Below are 18940 nucleotides of genomic sequence, written 5' to 3' on the forward strand. Positions count from 1 at the left end.
CTGGGGGCGGCTTTCTTGTTACGGCTGGCTCAGCTTACAGCTGCGGGCCAGCGGCCTTGATGGCGTCGGAAACGTCGAACTTCTTGAAGTTTTCGATGAACAGCTTGGCCAGGCCTTTGGCGGCCTCGTCGTAGGCAGCTTTGTCAGCCCAGTTGGTGCGCGGGTTGAGCAGCTCGGTTTCAACGCCCGGGACGACTTTTGGTACGTCCAGGTTGATGATGTCCAGGTGCTCGGTTTCGGCACCGACCAGCGCGCCGCTCTGGATCGCAGCGATCACCGCACGGGTGGTCGGGATGCTGAAGCGCTTGCCAACGCCATAGCCACCGCCGGTCCAGCCGGTGTTGACCAGGTAGACCTTGGAGTTGAAGCCGTTGATACGCTTGATCAGCAGCTCGGCGTACTCGCCAGCCGGGCGCGGGAAGAATGGTGCGCCGAAGCAGGTGGAGAAGGTCGACTTGATGCCGCCGCCCGAACCCATTTCGGTAGAACCAACCAGCGCGGTGTAACCGGACAGGAAGTGGTAGGCCGCCTGCTCGTTGTTCAGGATCGAAACTGGAGGCAGAACACCGGTCAGGTCGCAGGTCAGGAAGATGACCGCGTTAGGCTCGCCGCCCAGGTTCGCTTCGGAACGCTTGGCAACGTGCTCCAGCGGGTAGGCTGCACGGCTGTTCTGGGTCAGGCTGACATCGGTGTAGTCGGCGTGCTTGTTGGCGTCGAGAACGACGTTTTCCAGCACTGCGCCGTGCTTGATGGCTTTCCAGATGACCGGCTCGTTCTTCTCGGACAGGTCGATGCACTTGGCGTAGCAGCCGCCTTCCATGTTGAAGACAACGCCTTCGCCCCAGCCGTGCTCGTCGTCACCGATCAGGTAACGGCTTTCGTCGGCCGACAGGGTGGTCTTGCCGGTGCCGGACAGGCCGAAGAACAGGGTCACATCGCCTTCTTCGCCGATGTTGGCCGCGCAGTGCATTGGCAGTACGTCGGCAGCCGGCAGCAGGAAGTTCTGCACCGAGAACATGGCTTTCTTCATTTCGCCGGCGTAACGCATGCCTGCGATCAGCACTTTCTTGGCAGCGAAGTTGATGATCACGCAACCGTCGGAGTTGGTGCCGTCACGCTCAGGCTCGCACACGAAGTTGGCAACGTTGAGCACCTGCCACTGATCGCGGCCAGCCGGGTTGAACTGCTCCGGGTTGATGAACAGGCAACGGCCAAACAGGTTCTGCCAGGCAGTCTGGGTTGTCATCTTCACCGGCAGGTAGTGTTCAGCGGCCGCACCTACGTGAACGTAGGAAACGAAGTGATCCTGGGCGTTGTTGAACGCCTCGACGCGGTCCCACAGGGCATCGAACTTGTCGGCCGGGAACTTGCGGTTGATCGGGCCCCAGGAAATGGCGTCCTGGGTGGAAGGTTCTTCGACGATGAAACGGTCAGCCGGCGAACGGCCAGTACGGTGACCAGTCTCTACGACCAGTGCGCCAGTATCGGCTAGTACGCCTTCACCGCGTTGCAGCGCTTCTTTTACCAGCTCATCGACGCTCAGGTCGGTGTACACGGTGTTGTTGGCTTGCGTCATGAGATACCCCATCCGGCCCGAGGCCGAGTGCTCCAAACGTTTTGTAGTTGTCTTGAAAAAACTACTACAGCGAAAAAAGTGGCCGGATTATGCCAGAAACGCCCAAAAAAAGTAGGCCCCTCCTGTCAGAACTGCGCTTTTGCGCAATTCGACGGGAGATTGTCCTGTGATTAAACGTTTCAGTGGCGAGTTTCTGAGGCCACGTCAGTACCGCCACCTGCAAACAATTGCGCCACATCGCTGGCATCGAAGAAATAGCGCTCGTTGCAGAACTGGCAATCGATCTCCACCTGGCCGCCGCATTCTTCCACCAACGCCTTGGCGTCGTGTTCGCCCAGGCTGACCAGTGCATTGCCGGAACGCTCGCGCGAACAGCTGCAATTGAAGCGCAACGGCTGGATGTCGAACAGCCGCACGGCATCCTCGTGATACAGGCGGTGCAGTAGCGTTTCGTTGTTTTCAGCCCACTCTTGCGGCTTGAGGGTCTTGGCCAGAGCAACCACGTGCTGCCAGCTGTCCTCACGCTCTTCATCATCCGGCTGGCGATCACGCGGCAGCTGCTGCAGCAGCAGGCCACGGGCCTTGCCGTTTTCGGCGTTGAGCCAGAAACGCGTGTTCAGCTGCTGGGACTGAATGAAGTAGTTGGTGAAGCATTCCGACAGGTTGGCGCCATCGAGGTCGACGGTACCCTGGTAGCGCTGGCCCTTGACCGGGTCGATGGTCAGGGTCAAATGGCCGTCGGGCATCAGCTGCGAAAGTGTGGCACCTGCCGGGATCTGGTCCGCTTCGTAGCGGGCCATGCCGCGGATTTCGCGGTCGCCGGAACACTCCACCATCAGCAGCGGAATAGGCCCAGCCGAACGCGCCTGCAAAATCAGCAAGCCATCGAACTTCATCGCGCCCACCAGCAAGGCGGTGGCGGCCATCAGCTCGCCGAGCAACGCCTGGACCGGCTGAGGGTACTCATGACGCGCCAACACTGCGGCGTAGCTGTCATCGAGAGACACCCACTCGCCGCGCACGTCGCGCTCGTCGAAGATGAAACGTTGGGTGAAATCGGTATCAGGCAATTCGCTCATAGGTTTCGGCTATCTAAAAAATGATGACAAAATGGTTACAAGGGTTGTCGAAAACCTGCGAGAACCCGTGACAGAGCGCTCACAAGGCGCTCCGATTCCTGTTTGCAATAGAGGTATTTTATGGACAATCGACCACTGTTCCAAGCAAGGTGGTCCTGGGGGCCATTGGCAGCCTGTACGCTGCTTCCCGTCGCTCTACTGTGTTTCTGGTTATGGCCATTTGGCCAGATCCTGTGCCTGACTTTCGACGAGTGGCTGTTCCACAGCCTGAATGCGCCGCTAGCCGAAAACACCACCTGGCGCTACATCTGGACTGTCGGCAGCCTACGCCCGTTCGACATCGTCGTCGGCCTGATTCTGCTGGCAGTGCTCATCCGTGGTGACTGGGTGTTCAAGGCAGCTCAGGTTCGTCAGGCGTTTTTCGGCTTTCTGGTCACGCTACTCCTCTTAGTGGTGATTCGCGCGCTGTTTTCCAAGTGGGTGGATGCAGCCGGCTGGCAGCACAAGAGCCCGTCGATGATGTTCGACGACGTGGTGCACCTGAGTGACTACTACCCGAACCTGGAGGCCGCCTGGGAGCTCAAGGACCGTTCCAGCAAGAGTTTCCCGGGGGATCACGCCTCGGTGCTGCTGATCTGGGCGCTGTTCATGAGCGTGTTCAGCCGCCGCCTGGTGCAGTACCTGGTGGTCTGGGGGCTGGCGGTGCTGTTCATGCTGCCGCGCCTGGTGGCGGGTGCCCACTGGGGGCAGGATGACTACATTGGCGGGTTGCTGATGGCGGTGCTGGCGTTAGGCTGGAGCTACTACACGCCGCTGGCAGCCAAGGGCAGTGAGGCGTTGATGCGCTGGACGGCGCCGTTGTTCAACCTGCTGGCCAGGTTACCGCTTGTCGGGCGGATGGCCGTGCTCCGCTAGACCGCTGAGGCTGCTGCGCAGCCCATCCGACCGGTCCGGCGCCCCGGGAAGGCCGCTCCCACAAGGCTCTGTGGGAGCTGGCTTGCCGGCGATGGGCCGCAAAGCGGCCCCGGCTATTCAAAGCTCCCATGCAACTGGTGAATCTGCCGCCGCTGCTTCTTGGTTGGCCGGCCATCGGTGGTCACGCCCATGGCCCCGGCCTTACGCATTTCGGCCGCCTGCTCCCGGCGGCGCACACTTTCTTCGGTTTCCTCGTACAGCGTCTGCGCTTCTGGCGCCCCGCGCCGCACAACCGACAACGCCTTCACCACCACAGTGCGTTCATCGAACCCGGTGCGCAGCACAAATTCGTCGCCCACCCGTGGCTCCTTACCCGGCTTGCAACGCTCGCCCCGGCAATGCACCTTGCCGCTCTCGATCGCCGCCTTGGCCAGCGCCCGCGTCTTGTAGAAGCGCGCCGCCCATAGCCACTTGTCCAGGCGAACCTTGTCGTCATCTTCGGCTTTTTGTGCCATCCCGTTACCTCGGATTCTGTCTTTCATCGAACTGTACTACCGTAACGAGCGGATGCAAAAAATCCCCGCCGTGCTTACAGTTCACCACCTCATTCGCAGGGTGCGCTTCGTGAAGACATTTGACCATTTGAAAGTGATCGGCCTGCGTGAGTGGATCGCCCTGCCCGACCTTGGCGTCGCCGGGCTGCGCGCCAAGATCGACACCGGCGCCAGCACCTCCAGCCTGCACGCTACCGAGGTGGAACCGTTCGAGCGCGACGGCCAGCCCTGGGTCCGCTTCACTGCGCACCTGGGGTCGGTGGTGCAGTTGCGTCACCGCCGCTGCGAGGCACCGCTGGTCACCATGAAAACCATCAAGAGCTCCAACGGCCACGCCCAGACCCGTTATGTCATCCGCACGTCACTGGCGCTGGGCGATGGTGTGTGGGAGGTGGAATTCACCCTGGCCTGCCGCAAGAGCATGCGCTACCGCCTGCTGCTCGGTTCCAAGGCCTTGATCCAGGGCCAACTGGTAGTGAACCCCGGCTTGAAGTATGTACAAGATAAACCGGCCTTCCCGGCCACCCTTTCCCCTGTCACAGGTGCTGCATGAAGATCGCTGTGCTGTCGCGCAATCCGCGTCTGTATTCCACCCGCCGCCTGGTCGAAGCCGGTACCCAGCGTGGCCACGAAATGGTGGTGATCGATACCCTGCGGGCCTACATGAACATTGCCAGCCACAAGCCGCAGATCCACTACCGCGGCAAGCCGCTGGAAGGCTTCGATGCAGTGATCCCGCGCATCGGGGCTTCGGTCACCTTTTACGGCTGCGCGGTGCTGCGCCAGTTCGAAATGATGGGCGTGTACCCGCTCAACGAATCGGTGGCCATTGCCCGCTCGCGTGACAAACTGCGCTCGCTGCAGTTGCTGTCGCGGCGCGGTATCGGCCTGCCCATTACCGGCTTCGCCCACTCACCCGATGACATCCCCGACCTGATCCAGATGGTCAATGGCGCCCCGCTGGTGATCAAAGTGCTGGAAGGCACACAGGGCATCGGCGTGGTGCTGTGCGAAACCACCCAGGCTGCCGAGTCGGTGATCGAGGCGTTCATGGGCCTCAAGCAGAACATCATGGTTCAGGAGTACATCAAGGAGGCTGGCGGGGCGGACATTCGCTGCTTCGTGGTGGGAGACAAGGTGATTGCCTCGATGAAGCGTCAGGCCAAGCCGGGCGAGTTCCGCTCCAACCTGCACCGGGGCGGCGTCGCCAGCCTGATCAAGATCACCCCTGAAGAGCGCATTACCGCGATCCGGGCGGCCAAGGTGATGGGGCTGAGCGTGGCGGGTGTGGATATCCTGCGGTCCAACCATGGGCCATTGGTGATGGAGGTGAACTCGTCGCCGGGGCTGGAGGGGATCGAGGTGACCACCGGCAAGAACGTGGCCGGGATGATCATCGAGCACCTTGAGAAGAACGGCGGGCCGAATCAGACCCGGACCAAAGGCAAGGGCTGATTCAAGCCTGTACCGGCCCTATCGCCGGCAAGCCAGCTCCCACAGGATTACCACAACCTCCAGGCTTGTAGATTACCTGTGGGAGCTGGCTTGCCGGCGATAGGGCCGGTGCGGTCAACCAGATTCATACAGCATTACGCGGCAGCAAAAGCCCCAACGGCAACCGCACCCGCGCCTCGATCCCCCCGCCAGACCGGTTACGCAGCTCCACATTGCCGCCATGCTGGGCCGCGATCCGCTTGACGATCGCCAGCCCCAGCCCGGTGCCCTTGCCGCCCCGCGCCCGATCCCCACGAATGAACGGGTTGAAGATGGTCTCCAGCTCCGATTCGTCGATCCCGGTGCCACGGTCCAGCACGCTCAGCACCACGTACGGTGCGCTCTCGTCACCCGACACATAGGCAGCCACTTCGACCCCCTTGCCAGCATGGTGCAGGGCGTTGCCGATCAGGTTGCCCAACATGCGCTTGAGCGAAACGCGGCGCAGCGGGAACGGTGGAATTGGCTCCAGGCACAGGCGCACACGTTCTTTCGGCTGGTTGTACGGCGCCACCACTTCACGCACCAGGTCAGCCAGGTCGACCTCTTCCAACGGCTCGTCACGGCCATCGCGGATAAAGGCCAGGAACTGATCGAGGATCGCATCCATGTCCTCGATATCGCGGACCATGTCGTCACTCAAGTCGCTGTCGCTGTCTAGCAATGACAACGACAGGCGCAGGCGCGTCAACGGTGTGCGCAGGTCGTGGGAAACCCCGGCCAGCATCAGCTCGCGCTCGCGCCCGGCTTGCTCGACATCTTCGGCCATCTGGTTGAAGGCCTTGTACACCTCGGTCATCTCGCTGGGTGTATCGCTGATCGGCAGGCGCACGCTGCGCCCCTGGCCCAGCTGACGCGCGGCAAACACCAGGCGCTTGAGCGGCTGGTTCAACTGGCGCACGAAGATCCAGGCCGAGGCGGTGGACAACAGGCCGATGGCCAGGAACCAACCCAGCACGTTCCAGATCTTCTGCCCACGCAGCGGGTGCGGGTACAGCGGCACTTTCAGCCAGCCGGGGCCCAGGCTTGGCGCATTGACCCACAACGCCGGTGGCGCATGAATACGAAGCCGCACTTCGGTGTCTTCGCCCAGCTCCGCCTGCATCTGCCGTTGGTAGATTTCGCTGTAAGGCCAGTGCTGCTCGCCCTCAGGCACACCCGAGCCGGTCACGCGGATAAGGCCCGCCGCCTCGGCAATGCTGTCGCGGTTTTCTTCGTCGGCAGCCCAATAGGCACGCAAGGTCAGCGCCACACCGTGGCTGTACTGACGGTCGACCAGCACGTCCTCGTTCATCAGCAGGTAGACCAGGGTCAAAGCCTTGCTGAACAGGACGACGATCAACACCAGCCACAGGGTGCGGGCGAAGAAACTCTGCGGAAACCAGAGCGGTGTTTTCATGGACGACGCAGCATCATTTACCTGCGTTTCCGTCTGGCACGAACACGTAGCCCACGCCCCAGACGGTCTGGATGTAACGCGGCTTGGACGGGTCCGGCTCGATCATGCGGCGCAGGCGCGAGATCTGCACGTCGATGGAGCGCTCCAGTGCATCCCACTCGCGGCCACGGGCCAGGTTCATCAGCTTGTCGCGGGTCAGCGGCTCGCGGGCGTGCATCACCAGGGCCTTGAGCACGGCAAACTCACCGGTGGTGAGCATGTGCACTTCGTCGCCACGCTTGAGTTCGCGGGTGGCCAGCGACAGCTCGTAGTCGCCAAAGGTGACCGATTCGTCCTCGCTGCCCGGCGCACCCGGCACGGCAGGCGCCTGGCGGCGCAGCACAGCCTTGACGCGCGCCATCAGCTCGTCCGGGTTGAACGGCTTGCCCAGGTAGTCGTCAGCGCCCAGTTCCAGGCCCTTGATACGGCTCAGCTCGTCGCCCTTGGCGGTCAGCATGATGATCGGAATCTGGTTGTTCTGCTGGCGCAGGCGCTTGCATGCGGACAAGCCATCCTCACCCGGCAGCATCAGGTCGAGTACCACCAGGTTGAACACCTCACGCTGCAGCAGGCGGTCCATCTGCTCGGTGTTGGGCACCGCGCGGGCACGGTAGCCCTTGCTGGTGAAGAAACGTTCCAGCAGGCTGCTAAGCCCCGGATCGTCGTCGACGATGAGAATCTTGTCACCTTCAGCGGTGTTTGCAGTGCCGGTCATGAATAACTCCTCTGATATCGCCGCGCATTATGGCGTAGCCATTGCTGCACGTTGCGTGAGCATTGTTAGCAGATTTTTCCCCCGGCGCCAGTTCCAGCTGGCTGGGCGCCATCACCGCAAGCCGTTTGCGATGGGTATAATGCGCGGCTTTCATCCAGCGCCGCCGGGCGAAAAGCCCACAGGCGACCCCCGTATTCACAAATGTCAGGTGGTTTTCATGGACAGCATCAACAGCCGTATCGCCGAGGAACTGGGCGTACGCCCCCAGCAGGTCGAGGCGGCCGTGGGCCTGTTGGACGAAGGCTCGACCGTGCCCTTCATCGCCCGGTACCGCAAGGAAGTGACCGGCAGCCTGGACGACACCCAGCTGCGCCATCTGGAAGAGCGCCTGCGCTACCTGCGCGAACTCGACGACCGTCGCGCCAGCATCCTGGCCAGCATCGAGGAACAGGGCAAGCTGACCCCGGAACTGGCCCGCGAAATCAAGCTGGCCGACACCAAGACCCGCCTTGAAGACCTGTACCTGCCGTACAAGCAGAAGCGCCGCACCAAGGGCCAGATCGCCCTGGAAGCCGGCCTGGGCGAGCTGGCCGACGGCCTGTTCAACGACCCCACCCTGGCCCCGGAAAGCGAAGCCGCACGCTTCGTCAACGCCGAAAAAGGCGTGGCCGACGTCAAGGCCGCGCTGGAAGGCGCAAAGTACATCCTCATGGAGCGCTTTGCCGAGGACGCCGCCCTGCTCGACAAGCTGCGCAGCTTCCTCAAGCAGGAAGCCGTGCTCAGTGCCCGGGTGGTGGCTGGCAAGGAAGAAGAAGGCGCCAAGTTCCGCGACTACTTCGCCCACGACGAACTGCTGCGCAACGCCCCGTCGCACCGTGCCCTGGCGATCTTCCGCGGGCGCAACGAAGGCGTGCTGAGCGCCTCGCTGAAAGTGGGCGAAGAACTGCCTGGCACCCTGCACCCGTGCGAAGTGATGATCGGCAACCACGTCGGCGTTGAAAACCGCAGCCGCCCAGCCGACAAATGGCTGGGCGAGGTGGTGCGCTGGACCTGGAAGGTCAAGCTGTACACCCACCTGGAAACCGACCTGTTCGGCGAACTGCGCGACAACGCCGAAGGCGAGGCGATCAACGTGTTCGCCCACAACCTGCACGACCTGCTGCTGGCCGCCCCGGCCGGCCCACGCGCTACCCTGGGTTTTGACCCGGGCCTGCGCACCGGTTGCAAGATCGCCGTGGTCGATGCCACTGGCAAGCTGCTGGACTACACAACGGTCTACCCGCACGCGCCAAAGAATGACTGGGACCGCACCATTTCCATCATGGCTGCACTGTGCGCCAAGCACTCGGTGGAGCTGATCGCCATCGGCAACGGCACCGCCAGCCGCGAAAGCGACAAGCTGGTGGCAGAGCTGGTCAAAAAATACCCAGCGCTGAAAATTACCAAGATCATGGTCTCCGAGGCCGGTGCGTCGGTGTACTCGGCATCGGAACTGGCCGCCCGCGAGTTCCCGGACCTGGACGTGTCGATCCGCGGTGCCGTTTCGATTGCCCGCCGCCTGCAAGACCCGCTGGCCGAGCTGGTGAAGATCGACCCGAAATCCATCGGTGTCGGCCAGTACCAGCACGACGTGTCCCAGCTGAAACTGGCGCGTGGCCTGGACGCCGTGGTCGAGGACTGCGTGAACGCCGTGGGTGTGGACGTGAACACCGCCTCGGTGGCACTGCTGACCCGTATCTCCGGCCTCAACGCCACGCTGGCACAGAACATCGTCGCCCATCGCGATGCCAACGGCCCGTTCGCCACCCGTGCAGCACTGAAAAAGGTCAGCCGCCTGGGTGAAAAAACCTTCGAACAAGCCGCCGGCTTCCTGCGTGTGATGAACGGCGACAACCCGCTGGACGCCTCCGCAGTACACCCGGAGGCCTACCCGCTGGTGCAGCGTATCGCCGCCGGCACCGACCGCGACATCCGCTCGCTGATCGGCGACAGCAGCTTCCTCAAGCGCCTGGACCCGAAGAAGTTCACCGACGAGTCCTTCGGCCTGCCGACCGTCACCGACATCCTGCAAGAGCTGGACAAGCCTGGACGCGACCCACGCCCCGAGTTCAAGACCGCCACCTTCCAGGACGGCGTCGAAGACCTCAAGGACCTCGAGCCCGGCATGATCCTGGAAGGCGTGGTGACCAACGTCACCAACTTTGGCGCCTTCGTCGACATCGGCGTGCACCAGGACGGCCTGGTGCACATCTCGGCGCTGTCGGAGAAGTTCATCAAAGACCCGCGTGAAGCGGTCAAGGCCGGCGACGTGGTCAAGGTCAAGGTCATGGAAGTGGACATCCCGCGCAAGCGCGTCGGGCTATCCATGCGCATGGGCGACACCCCGGGCGAAAAGGTCGAGGGCAACCGCGGTGGTAACCGTGGCAATGGCGGCAACCGCCAGCAGCAGGCCCAACGCCCGCGTGAAACCGCCACTGCCGCGCCGGCCAACAACGCCATGGCCTCGCTGTTCGCCAACGCCAAGCAGTTGAAGAAGAAGTGATGGACGTACCCCGCGAATACGTCGAAAGCGCCTTCAGCCAGCTGCTGGGCTGCCGCCTGCAACGCCTGGACACAGGTGTTGCCGAGGTGGCCCTGGCCCTCGAGCCGCACTTGCGCAACCGTGGCCAGAAACTGCACGGCGGGGCAATCTTCAGCCTGGTGGACATCGCCATGGGCCTGGCCTGCTCGGCCAGCCATGGCTTTGACCAGCAAAGCGTCACCATCGAGTGCAAAATCAACTACATGCGCGCCGTCAGCGACGGCGAAGTGCTGTGCACCGCCCGTGTGCTGCACGCCGGGCGGCGCACCCTGGTGGTCGACGCCGATGTAGTCCAGGGCGACAAGCTGGTGGCAAAAGCGCAAGGAACCTTCGCGGTTCTCTAGCTCACCAAGCCGTATCTGCGGTATTTTCAGCAGTGCGCTGGCACTGCTGGAACCGCGTAAACCAGGCGACAACGCCAGTTCCTTTCTTCCTACCCTTGTAGACCGTTATCTCTACCCCCATATTGGGGCGACTGACGCGTGAAGGAATACATCTTGAGCGAACTCCTCAACCGCCGCCTGAGCCTGCTCGGCGCAAATCTCCCCCTGCTCAAGCAGTGCCTGCACGGCATTGAGCGCGAATGCCTGCGCGTGACCGACGAAGGTCGCCTGGCCCAGACCCCGCACCCGGAAGCACTGGGATCGGCGCTTACCAACGAGCAGATCACCACCGATTATTCCGAGTCGTTGCTGGAGTTCATCACCCCAGCGCTGGCCGACCCGGCCAAGGTGCTCGAAAGCCTCGAAGAGACCCACCGTTTCGTCTACACCAAGCTGGGCGAAGAATACCTGTGGAGCCCGTCGATGCCGTGCACGCTGCCGGCCGAGGAGGACATCCCGATCGCCGAGTACGGCAGCTCGAACATCGGCAAGCTCAAGCACGTCTACCGCAAGGGCCTGGCCCTGCGCTACGGCCGCACCATGCAGTGCATTGCCGGTATCCATTACAACTTCTCGCTGCCCGAAGCCCTGTGGCCGCTGCTGCGCGAAGCCGAAGGCAGCACGCAAGACAACCGCGACTACCAGTCGTCGGCCTACATCGCGCTGATCCGCAACTTCCGCCGCTACAGCTGGCTGCTGATGTACCTGTTCGGTGCGTCGCCGGCGCTGGACAAAGGCTTCCTGCGTGGCCGCCCGCACCAGCTCGAAGAGCTGGACGCCGAAACCCTGTTCCTGCCCTACGCCACCAGCCTGCGCATGAGCGACCTGGGCTACCAGAGCAACGCCCAGGCCGGCCTTACGCCTTGCTACAACAACCTGGCCAGCTACACCGACAGCCTGCGCAAGGCCGTGGGCACGCCCTACCCGCCTTATGTTGAAGTCGGTACGCACGTGGACGGCGAATGGGTACAGCTGAACACCAACATCCTGCAGATCGAGAACGAGTACTACTCCAACATCCGCCCCAAGCGCGTCACCTACACCGGCGAGCGGCCGATCCAGGCCCTGACCTCGCGTGGCGTGCAGTATGTGGAAGTGCGTTGCCTGGACATCAACCCGTTCCTGCCGGTAGGTATCGACCTGACCGAGGCGCGCTTCCTGGACGCGTTCCTGCTGTTCTGCGCCCTGGAAGACAGCCCGCAGCTGGACAACGGCGAGTGCGGCCAGTGCACCGACAACTTCCTGACCGTGGTCAAGGAAGGTCGACGCCCGGGCCTGGAGCTGCACCGCAATGGCCAGCCGATCAGCCTGAAAGACTGGGCCGGCGAACTGATCGAGCGTATCCGCCAATTGGCCAACCTGCTCGACCAGGCGCAAGGCTCTGATGAGCACGCCAAGGCCCTGGATGCCCAGCAGGCCAAGGTCGACGACACCTCGCTGACCCCGTCGGCCCAGGTGCTGGCACGCATGACCGAGCATGACGAAAGCTTCGTCCAGTTCTCGCTGCGCCAGAGCCGTGTCCACGCCGAAACGTTCCGCGAGCAACCCCTAAGCCACGAAAAACAGCAGGCATTCGAAACGCTGGCCCGCGAATCGCTGGCCAAGCAGTCCGAGTTGGAGCAAGACGAAGTCGGCGACTTCGACCTGTTCGTCGGCGCCTACCAGGCCAGCATCCTGGCAATCAGCAACTGATGAACCGCACCGCCACCCCGCGCAAGCCGCGCGCCAGCAGCCAGGCCAGGATCGAGGCGATTTTGGCGGCTGCGCGTGAGCTGCTGGCAGAACAAGGGGTGGCGGCACTTTCCATCTACAGCGTGGCCGAGCGGGCGCAGATTCCACCGTCGTCGGTGTATCACTTTTTCGCCAGCGTGCCGGCCTTGCTGGAAGCGCTGACGGCCGATGTGCACCGGGCGTTTCGCGAAGCCCTGAGCGCACCGATCGACAGCAGCGCGTTCAGCACCTGGCACGAACTGTCACGCCTGATCGAAGAACGCATGCTTGATATCTATAACGAGGATGCGGCGGCGCGGCAGCTGATTCTGGCGCAGCATGGCCTGAGCGAGGTGGTGCAGGCCGATCGGCAGCACGACATGGAACTGGGCGACTTGATGCACAAGTTGTTCGACCAGCATTTTCACCTGCCGGTGATGCCGCTGGATGTGGATGTGTTTGCCCTGGCCATGGAGCTGAGTGACCGGGTGTATGCGCGGTCGGTGCAGCTGCACGAGGCAATCACCCCGCGCATGGCCGAAGAAGGCAAGCGGGTGTTCGAGGCGTATCTGGGGTTGTACCTGCCGCCGTTTCTGGCCAAGCGTTCCAGCTGAAGTTATTGGGGCCGCGTTGCGGCCCATTCGCGGCACAAGGCCGCTCCTACAGGAGATCGCATTCCCATGTAGGAGCGGCCTTGTGTCGCGATAGGGCTGCGAAGCAGCCCCAATATCGAGCAGCATCACAGCTTGGCGATAGACACTTCAGTCGACTTCACGAAGGCAATCACTTCGCTGCCAACCTGCAGCTCCAGCTCTTTTACCGAGCGGGTGGTGATGACCGAAGTGACGATACCCGAGGCGGTCTGCACGTCGATTTCCGACAGTACCGGGCCTTCGAGGATTTCTTTCACGGTGCCTTTGAACTGGTTGCGGACGTTGATGGCTTTGATGGTCATGATGTCATTCCTTCTCTATGGCTTCAGTCAGGTAAGTGAGTGGTTCAGTGCGCCCAACGCAGTTGCGTGGGCAGAGGGGCTACAGGATCCGGCTCGGGCGCAGTGCCAGGGGCCGACAGAACACGGTTGAGCACTTCGCTTTCCAGCGCGGCCAGGCGGTGCGAACCACGCGCCCTGGGCCGTGCCAGGTCGACCGTAAGGTCAAGCCCGACTTCGCCGTCCTCGATCAGGATCACCCGGTCAGCCACGGCAACCGCCTCGCTGACATCGTGGGTGACCAGCAGCACAGTGAAGCCGTGCTGACGCCACAGGCGTTCGATCAGTTGCTGCATCTCGATACGGGTCAATGCATCCAGCGCACCCAGCGGCTCATCCAGCAGCAGCAGGCGTGGCTGGTGAATCAAGGCGCGGGCCAAGGCCACACGCTGCTTCTGGCCACCCGAGAGGGCTGCCGGCCATTCATTGGCGCGGTCGGCCAGGCCAACCGCATCCAGCGCTTCCAGCGCACGTGGGCGCCAATCACCCGACAGGCCCAGGCCAACGTTGTCGATCACCTTCTTCCACGGCAGCAGGCGTGCGTCCTGGAACATCAGGCGGGTTTCTTCACGGGCCTCTTCCAGCGGCGCAGCACCGGCCAGCAACTGCCCGGCAGTAGGCTGGTCGAGCCCGGCCAGCAGCCGCAGCAGGGTGCTTTTGCCGCAGCCGCTGCGGCCGACGATGGCAACGAACTGGCCGGCCGGAATGTGCAGGTCGATGCCCTTCAACACTTCGCGCTGGCCAAAGGTCTTGCGCAGGCCGTTGGAGGCCAGCGGGATGCCACGCAGCAGGCGTGGCGGCTGTTCCTTGAGCACGGTCATGCGCCCTCCTTCTTGGCCACTTGATAGGCCGGGTGCCAGCGCAGCCACACACGCTCCAGGCCGCGGGCGGCGAGGTCGGCGAGTTTGCCGAGCACGGCATACAGGACGATGGCCAGTACCACCACGTCGGTCTGCAGGAATTCACGCGCATTCATTGCCAGGTAACCGATGCCGGCGTTGGCCGAAATGGTTTCGGCAACGATGAGGGTCAGCCACATGAAGCCCAGGGCGAAGCGCACGCCTACCAGGATCGAAGGCAACGCCCCCGGCAGGATCACCTGGCGGAACAGGCCGAAGCCAGACAAACCGTAGCTGCGCGCCATTTCTACCAGCGCAGGGTCGACGTTACGGATGCCGTGATAGGTGTTCAGGTAGATCGGGAACAGCGTGCCCAGCGCGACCAAAAAGATCTTTGCCGACTCGTCGATACCGAACCACAGGATCACCAGCGGGATCAGCGCCAGGTGCGGCACGTTACGGATCATCTGCACCGAGCTGTCGAGCAGGCGTTCGCCCCAGTTCGACAAGCCAGTGATGAAGCCCAGTACCAGGCCGATGCTGCCGCCGATGGCGAAGCCCAGCCCGGCACGCCAGCCACTGATGGCCAGGTGGGTCCAGATGTCGCCGCTGCGCACCAGCTCGACACCGGCGCTAACCACTGCGCTGGGTGCCGGGAGGATGCGCGTCGACAGCCAGCCAGCGCTGACCGCCAGTTGCCAGACTGCCAACAGCAGCACCGGCAGCGCCCACGGCGCCAGGCGCTGGGTCAGGGTGGAGGAAGTTGCACGACTCATGGCCCGGCCCTCAGCTCTGCGACACGGACTTGGGCAGGATGTCGTTGGCCACCATCTCGCCGAACGGGCTTACGTAGCCACCGGTTTTCGGTTGCTCCGGGCGCTGTACATCAAGGTGCGGGAAGAGCAATTCGGCAACCCGATACGACTCTTCCAGGTGTGGATAACCCGAGAAGATGAAGGTATCGATCCCCAGGTCGGCATATTCCTTCACCCGCGCCGCCACGGTTGGGCCATCGCCCACCAGCGCGGTACCGGCGCCGCCACGTACCAGGCCAACGCCTGCCCACAGGTTGGGGCTGACTTCCAGGTTGTCGCGGTTGCCGCCGTGCAGGGCAGCCATGCGCTGCTGGCCCACCGAGTCAAAGCGCGCCAGCGAGGCCTGGGCACGGGCGATGGTGTCATCGTCCAGGTGCGAGATCAGGCGGTCGGCGGCGGCCCAGGCTTCTTCGTTGGTTTCCCGCACGATCACGTGCAGGCGGATACCGAAGCGTACTTCACGGCCTTGAGCGGCCGCTTTTTCGCGCACCTGGGCGATTTTCTCGGCAACGGCTGACGGCGGCTCGCCCCAAGTGAGGTACAACTCGACCTGTTCGGCAGCCAGGTCCTGAGCGGCCTCGGACGAACCGCCGAAATACAGCGGTGGGCGTGGTTGTTGAATCGGCGGGTAGAGCAGCTTGGCGCCCTTAACCTGGATGTGCTTGCCGTCGTAATCGACGTTTTCGCCTTCCAGCACCTTGCGCCAGATACGGGTGAACTCGACCGAGGCTTCGTACCGTTCTTGATGGTTCAGGTGCAGGCCATCACCGGCCAGTTCGTCCGGGTCGCCACCGGTCACCAGGTTGAACAGCGCACGGCCATTGGACAGGCGGTCCAAGGTTGCCGCCTGGCGTGCAGCCACCGTCGGCGAAATGATGCCTGGGCGCAGGGCCACCAGGAATTTCAGGTGCTGGGTCACAGGGATCAGCGACGCTGCCACCAGCCAGGAGTCCTCGCAGGAGCGCCCGGTCGGGATCAGCACCCCACCAAAACCAAGGCGGTCGGCGGCCTGCGCGATCTGCTGCAGGTAACCGTGGTCGACCGCACGCGCGCCGTCGGAAGTGCCCAGGTACTTGCCGTCACCGTGGGTCGGGAGGAACCAGAAAATGTTAAGGCTCATTGGAGTTGTCTCCTCAAGGGTGGCTCAGCCAGGGCGGCGCCCCGGCACAGGCGAATCAATCAAGGCGCGCTAGCGACCTTGGCCGGGGGTGTCCAGATCACGTCCTTGATGCTCAGTGGCTTGGGTATCAGCTTGAGCGCCTGGAAGGCATCGGCAATCTTCTGTTGCGCGGCCACTACCTCTGGGGTCAGCGGCGCAGCACCGTAGCCTTGGCGCTTGACCGAGGTCAGGGTGATGTCTGCGGGCAGGCCGAGCAGCGGTGCGACCTGATCGGTCACTTCCTGCGGGTTGGCCTGGGACCACTCGCCCACGGCGCGCACTTCTTCGATCAGGGTGTTGATCACCGCCGGGTGCTGGGTCGCGTAGTTGCGGGTGGCCAGGTAGAACTGGTGGTTGTCGACCAGGCCCTTGCCGTCACGCAGGGTACGAGCCTGCAATTGTTTTTCCGCAGCGGCCTGGTACGGGTCCCAGATCACCCAGGCATCGACGCTGCCACGCTCGAAAGCGGCGCGGGCATCGGCAGGGGGCAGGTACACCGGCTGGATATCGCTGTACTTGAGGCCGGCGTCTTCCAGGGCGCGGACCAGCAGGTAGTGCACGTTGGAGCCTTTGTTGAGGGCGACTTTCTTGCCTTTGAGTTCCTTGACCGACTGGATCGACGAACCCTTCGGCACCAGGATCGCTTCGCTGTGCGGCGCTGGCGGCTCGTAGGCCACATAGAGCAGATCGGCGCCGGCGGCCTGGGCAAATACCGGCGGGGTTTCGCCGGTAACACCAAAGTCGATGGAGCCGACGTTCAGCCCTTCAAGCAGCTGCGGGCCGCCGGGGAATTCGGTCCATTGCACCTGCACGCCCTGCTCGGCCAGGCGCTTCTCCAGCGTGCCTTTGGCTTTAAGCAGCACCAGGGTGCCGTATTTCTGGTAACCGATACGCAGGCTTTCGGCCTGGGCTTGGGTAATGGCGCCGAAGGACACAGCCGCCGCAAACAGGGCGACCAGACCGCGACGCAAGAAGACTGTGCGCATGGCGCTCTCCTGTGCGAATGAGGTTCGGGTTGCACCTGCTTGCCTCGTTGTCGGGCGAGTAAGGTGGTGAAGCGGGGTAGTGCCGTTCAGATGCTCCAGCGAGCACTGATCAGGCGTTCGTTCAACACGCCGGGGGCCACGGGGCGTGGCCGACGGGCCAGGGCAACGTGGAAGGTTTCCAGTGAGTCGTGCAGGCGTTCTTCCAGCGCTTGTACCAACTGCGCGGGCTTTGTGCCTTCTGCGTATGCCACCTGGCTGTCGTCGGCGAAGATCCCTTGCAGGGTCTCTTGCGCCTTGAGTGCCGACAGCACCGGCTTTAATGCGTAATCCACCGCCAGCATGTGGGCGATGCTGCCGCCGGTGGCGATTGGCAACACGATCTTGTGGGCCAGGGCGCGTTCGGGCAGCAGGTCGAGCAAAGTTTTAAGGGCACCGGCAAACGAAGCCTTGTACACCGGGGTGGAAACGATCAGGCCATCGGCCTGGGCTACCAGCTGCTGGAAGTGCTGCACATGCGGGCTGTCGAAACGGGCATGCAGCAGGTCTTCGGCGGGGAAGTCACGTACCTGGAACGTCACCACCTCGACGCCACGGTCCTGCAGCCACTGGCGCGAACGCTCAAGCAGCACGCCGGAGCGTGAACGAGGACTTGGGCTACCACCGATTGAGACGACCAGCATTGCAGCGCTTCCTTGTGTTCTGTTGGAGGTGACATTAACAGCTGCTATATATATCTAGAAATCATATTTTTTCATTTGGTTATTCCATAAAGTACTTTACGGTTTTGCTATCTTGGGGCCGCTTTGCGGCCCATCGCGACACAAGGCCGCTCCTACAAAGGGACCGCGATCTCCTGTAGGAGCGGCCTTGTGTCGCGATGGGCTGCACAGCAGCCCCAAGCTTCAAGCAAAACCTGCAGGCATAAAAAAGGGCCGTCGAAACGGCCCGAAAATCCCTGCTTGGCTAAGAGCAATGCAACGAGGAATCCATTAACGGTTTGGCTGCGGGGTCAGGCGCAGATAGGGTTTGACCGCCCGGTAACCTTTGGGGAAGCGCTGCTTGATCTCTTCCTCATCTTTGAGCGAAGGCACGATCACCACCTCGTCGCCGTCCTGCCAGTTACCTGGCGTGGCGACCTTGTGGTTGTCGGTCAGCTGCAGCGAGTCGATCACCCGCAAAATTTCATTGAAGTTGCGCCCGGTACTGGCCGGATAGGTGATGGTCAGGCGCACCTTCTTGTTCGGGTCGATGACGAACAGCGAGCGCACAGTCAGGGTGTCGCTGGCGTTCGGATGAATCAGGTCGTACAGGTCGGACACCTTGCGGTCGGCGTCGGCAATGATCGGGAAGTTGACCACGGTGTTCTGGGTTTCGTTGATGTCGTCGATCCACTTGTGGTGCGAGTCGACCGGGTCTACCGACAGGGCGATGGCCTTGACCCCACGCTTGGCAAAGTCGTCCTTGAGTTTGGCGGTCAGGCCCAGCTCGGTGGTGCACACCGGGGTGAAGTCGGCCGGATGGGAGAACAACACCCCCCAGCTGTTGCCGAGCCACTCGTGGAAGCGGATTTTGCCTTCGCTGGAATCCTGTTCGAAATCGGGGGCGATATCGCCGAGTTTGAGGCTCATGGGCTGCGGCTCCTTGGCTGGGTTCTGTACCGTATGGGTTCAATGTGCCTGCATTCGGTTAAAAACAAAAAGAATAA

Annotated in this window: 19 protein-coding genes; 7 read left to right on the forward strand and 12 right to left on the reverse strand. The window is 62.7% G+C overall.

What is annotated here, in order from left to right; genetic code table 11:
* Positions 1-34: 34 nt before the first annotated feature.
* Both N805_RS21080 and hslO read right to left on the reverse strand, forming a co-directional pair.
* Complete coding sequence (locus N805_RS21080; RefSeq protein WP_019472836.1) at positions 35-1576, reverse strand: phosphoenolpyruvate carboxykinase; 1542 nt, start codon at positions 1574-1576, stop codon at positions 35-37.
* A 179-nt stretch (positions 1577-1755) separates the two neighbouring features.
* The gene (gene hslO, locus N805_RS21085; protein WP_019472835.1) at positions 1756-2655 is read right to left on the reverse strand and encodes an Hsp33 family molecular chaperone HslO; all 900 of its coding nucleotides are present in this window, start codon (positions 2653-2655) and stop codon (positions 1756-1758) included.
* A gap of 120 nt (positions 2656-2775) precedes the next feature.
* On the opposite strand from hslO, the gene N805_RS21090 reads away from it, so the two are divergent.
* Positions 2776-3570, forward strand: coding sequence for a phosphatase PAP2 family protein (locus N805_RS21090; protein WP_019472834.1), 795 nt, complete (start codon positions 2776-2778; stop codon positions 3568-3570).
* A gap of 113 nt (positions 3571-3683) precedes the next feature.
* On the opposite strand, the gene N805_RS21095 is transcribed toward N805_RS21090, so the two are convergent.
* Entirely contained in the window at positions 3684-4085 is a 402-nt protein-coding gene (locus N805_RS21095; protein ID WP_019472833.1) for an RNA-binding S4 domain-containing protein, read from the reverse strand.
* A 109-nt stretch (positions 4086-4194) separates the two neighbouring features.
* Here N805_RS21095 and N805_RS21100 point away from each other — a divergent pair, with 109 nt between their 5' ends.
* Together N805_RS21100 and rimK are read left to right on the forward strand one after the other, a co-directional pair.
* On the forward strand, positions 4195-4677 hold the full coding sequence (locus N805_RS21100) for an ATP-dependent zinc protease (protein WP_026034615.1): 483 nt from the start codon (positions 4195-4197) through the stop codon (positions 4675-4677).
* The gene (gene rimK, locus N805_RS21105; protein ID WP_012316721.1) at positions 4674-5579 is read left to right on the forward strand and encodes a 30S ribosomal protein S6--L-glutamate ligase; all 906 of its coding nucleotides are present in this window, start codon (positions 4674-4676) and stop codon (positions 5577-5579) included. The genes N805_RS21100 and rimK overlap by 4 nt, the downstream gene beginning before the upstream one ends.
* A gap of 124 nt (positions 5580-5703) precedes the next feature.
* Here rimK and N805_RS21110 read toward each other — a convergent pair whose 3' ends face one another.
* Both N805_RS21110 and ompR read right to left on the reverse strand, forming a co-directional pair.
* Entirely contained in the window at positions 5704-7017 is a 1314-nt protein-coding gene (locus N805_RS21110) for an ATP-binding protein (RefSeq protein WP_019472316.1), read from the reverse strand.
* A 13-nt stretch (positions 7018-7030) separates the two neighbouring features.
* The gene (gene ompR, locus N805_RS21115) at positions 7031-7771 is read right to left on the reverse strand and encodes a two-component system response regulator OmpR (RefSeq protein ID WP_016484407.1); all 741 of its coding nucleotides are present in this window, start codon (positions 7769-7771) and stop codon (positions 7031-7033) included.
* A 217-nt stretch (positions 7772-7988) separates the two neighbouring features.
* Here ompR and N805_RS21120 point away from each other — a divergent pair, with 217 nt between their 5' ends.
* The 4 genes from N805_RS21120 to N805_RS21135 all read left to right on the forward strand — a co-directional run bounded on the left by N805_RS21120 (position 7989) and on the right by N805_RS21135 (position 13059).
* Positions 7989-10313, forward strand: coding sequence for a Tex family protein (locus tag N805_RS21120; protein WP_019472317.1), 2325 nt, complete (start codon positions 7989-7991; stop codon positions 10311-10313).
* Positions 10313-10696: a PaaI family thioesterase gene (locus N805_RS21125; RefSeq protein WP_012270050.1), complete on the forward strand. Its 384-nt coding sequence runs from the start codon at positions 10313-10315 to the stop codon at positions 10694-10696. The genes N805_RS21120 and N805_RS21125 overlap by 1 nt, the downstream gene beginning before the upstream one ends.
* Positions 10697-10849: 153 nt before the next feature.
* Positions 10850-12427 (forward strand): glutamate--cysteine ligase, encoded by a 1578-nt coding sequence (gene gshA / locus N805_RS21130; protein WP_026034567.1) that lies wholly within the window; start codon positions 10850-10852, stop codon positions 12425-12427.
* Positions 12427-13059 (forward strand): TetR/AcrR family transcriptional regulator, encoded by a 633-nt coding sequence (locus N805_RS21135; RefSeq protein ID WP_019472319.1) that lies wholly within the window; start codon positions 12427-12429, stop codon positions 13057-13059. The genes gshA and N805_RS21135 overlap by 1 nt, the downstream gene beginning before the upstream one ends.
* Before the next feature lie 125 nt (positions 13060-13184).
* Here the strand turns inward: N805_RS21135 and N805_RS21140 are convergent, their stop codons facing one another.
* The 7 genes from N805_RS21140 to N805_RS21170 form a co-directional block, all read right to left on the reverse strand.
* Complete coding sequence (locus N805_RS21140; protein WP_008095172.1) at positions 13185-13400, reverse strand: TOBE domain-containing protein; 216 nt, start codon at positions 13398-13400, stop codon at positions 13185-13187.
* Between the two features lie 44 nt (positions 13401-13444).
* A complete protein-coding gene (gene ssuB, locus N805_RS21145) occupies positions 13445-14257 on the reverse strand; it encodes an aliphatic sulfonates ABC transporter ATP-binding protein (RefSeq protein ID WP_019472320.1) in 813 nt (270 codons plus the stop codon).
* Positions 14254-15051 carry an aliphatic sulfonate ABC transporter permease SsuC gene (gene ssuC, locus N805_RS21150; protein ID WP_016484401.1) on the reverse strand — a complete coding sequence of 266 codons (798 nt, stop codon included), beginning with the start codon at positions 15049-15051 and terminating at the stop codon, positions 14254-14256. Before ssuC ends, ssuB begins: the two co-directional genes overlap by 4 nt.
* 10 nt (positions 15052-15061) lie before the next feature.
* Positions 15062-16210 carry an FMNH2-dependent alkanesulfonate monooxygenase gene (gene ssuD / locus N805_RS21155; protein ID WP_016484400.1) on the reverse strand — a complete coding sequence of 383 codons (1149 nt, stop codon included), beginning with the start codon at positions 16208-16210 and terminating at the stop codon, positions 15062-15064.
* A 59-nt stretch (positions 16211-16269) separates the two neighbouring features.
* Entirely contained in the window at positions 16270-17235 is a 966-nt protein-coding gene (locus tag N805_RS21160) for a sulfonate ABC transporter substrate-binding protein (protein WP_019472321.1), read from the reverse strand.
* An 86-nt stretch (positions 17236-17321) separates the two neighbouring features.
* A complete protein-coding gene (gene ssuE, locus N805_RS21165) occupies positions 17322-17915 on the reverse strand; it encodes an NADPH-dependent FMN reductase (protein ID WP_019472322.1) in 594 nt (197 codons plus the stop codon).
* Positions 17916-18224: 309 nt separating this feature from the next.
* Entirely contained in the window at positions 18225-18863 is a 639-nt protein-coding gene (locus tag N805_RS21170; RefSeq protein WP_019472323.1) for a peroxiredoxin, read from the reverse strand.
* Between the last annotated feature and the right edge of the window lie 77 nt (positions 18864-18940).

The sequence above is a fragment of the Pseudomonas putida S13.1.2 genome, from assembly GCF_000498395.2.
GTDB classification, from domain to species: Bacteria; Pseudomonadota; Gammaproteobacteria; order Pseudomonadales; family Pseudomonadaceae; genus Aquipseudomonas; species Aquipseudomonas putida_Q.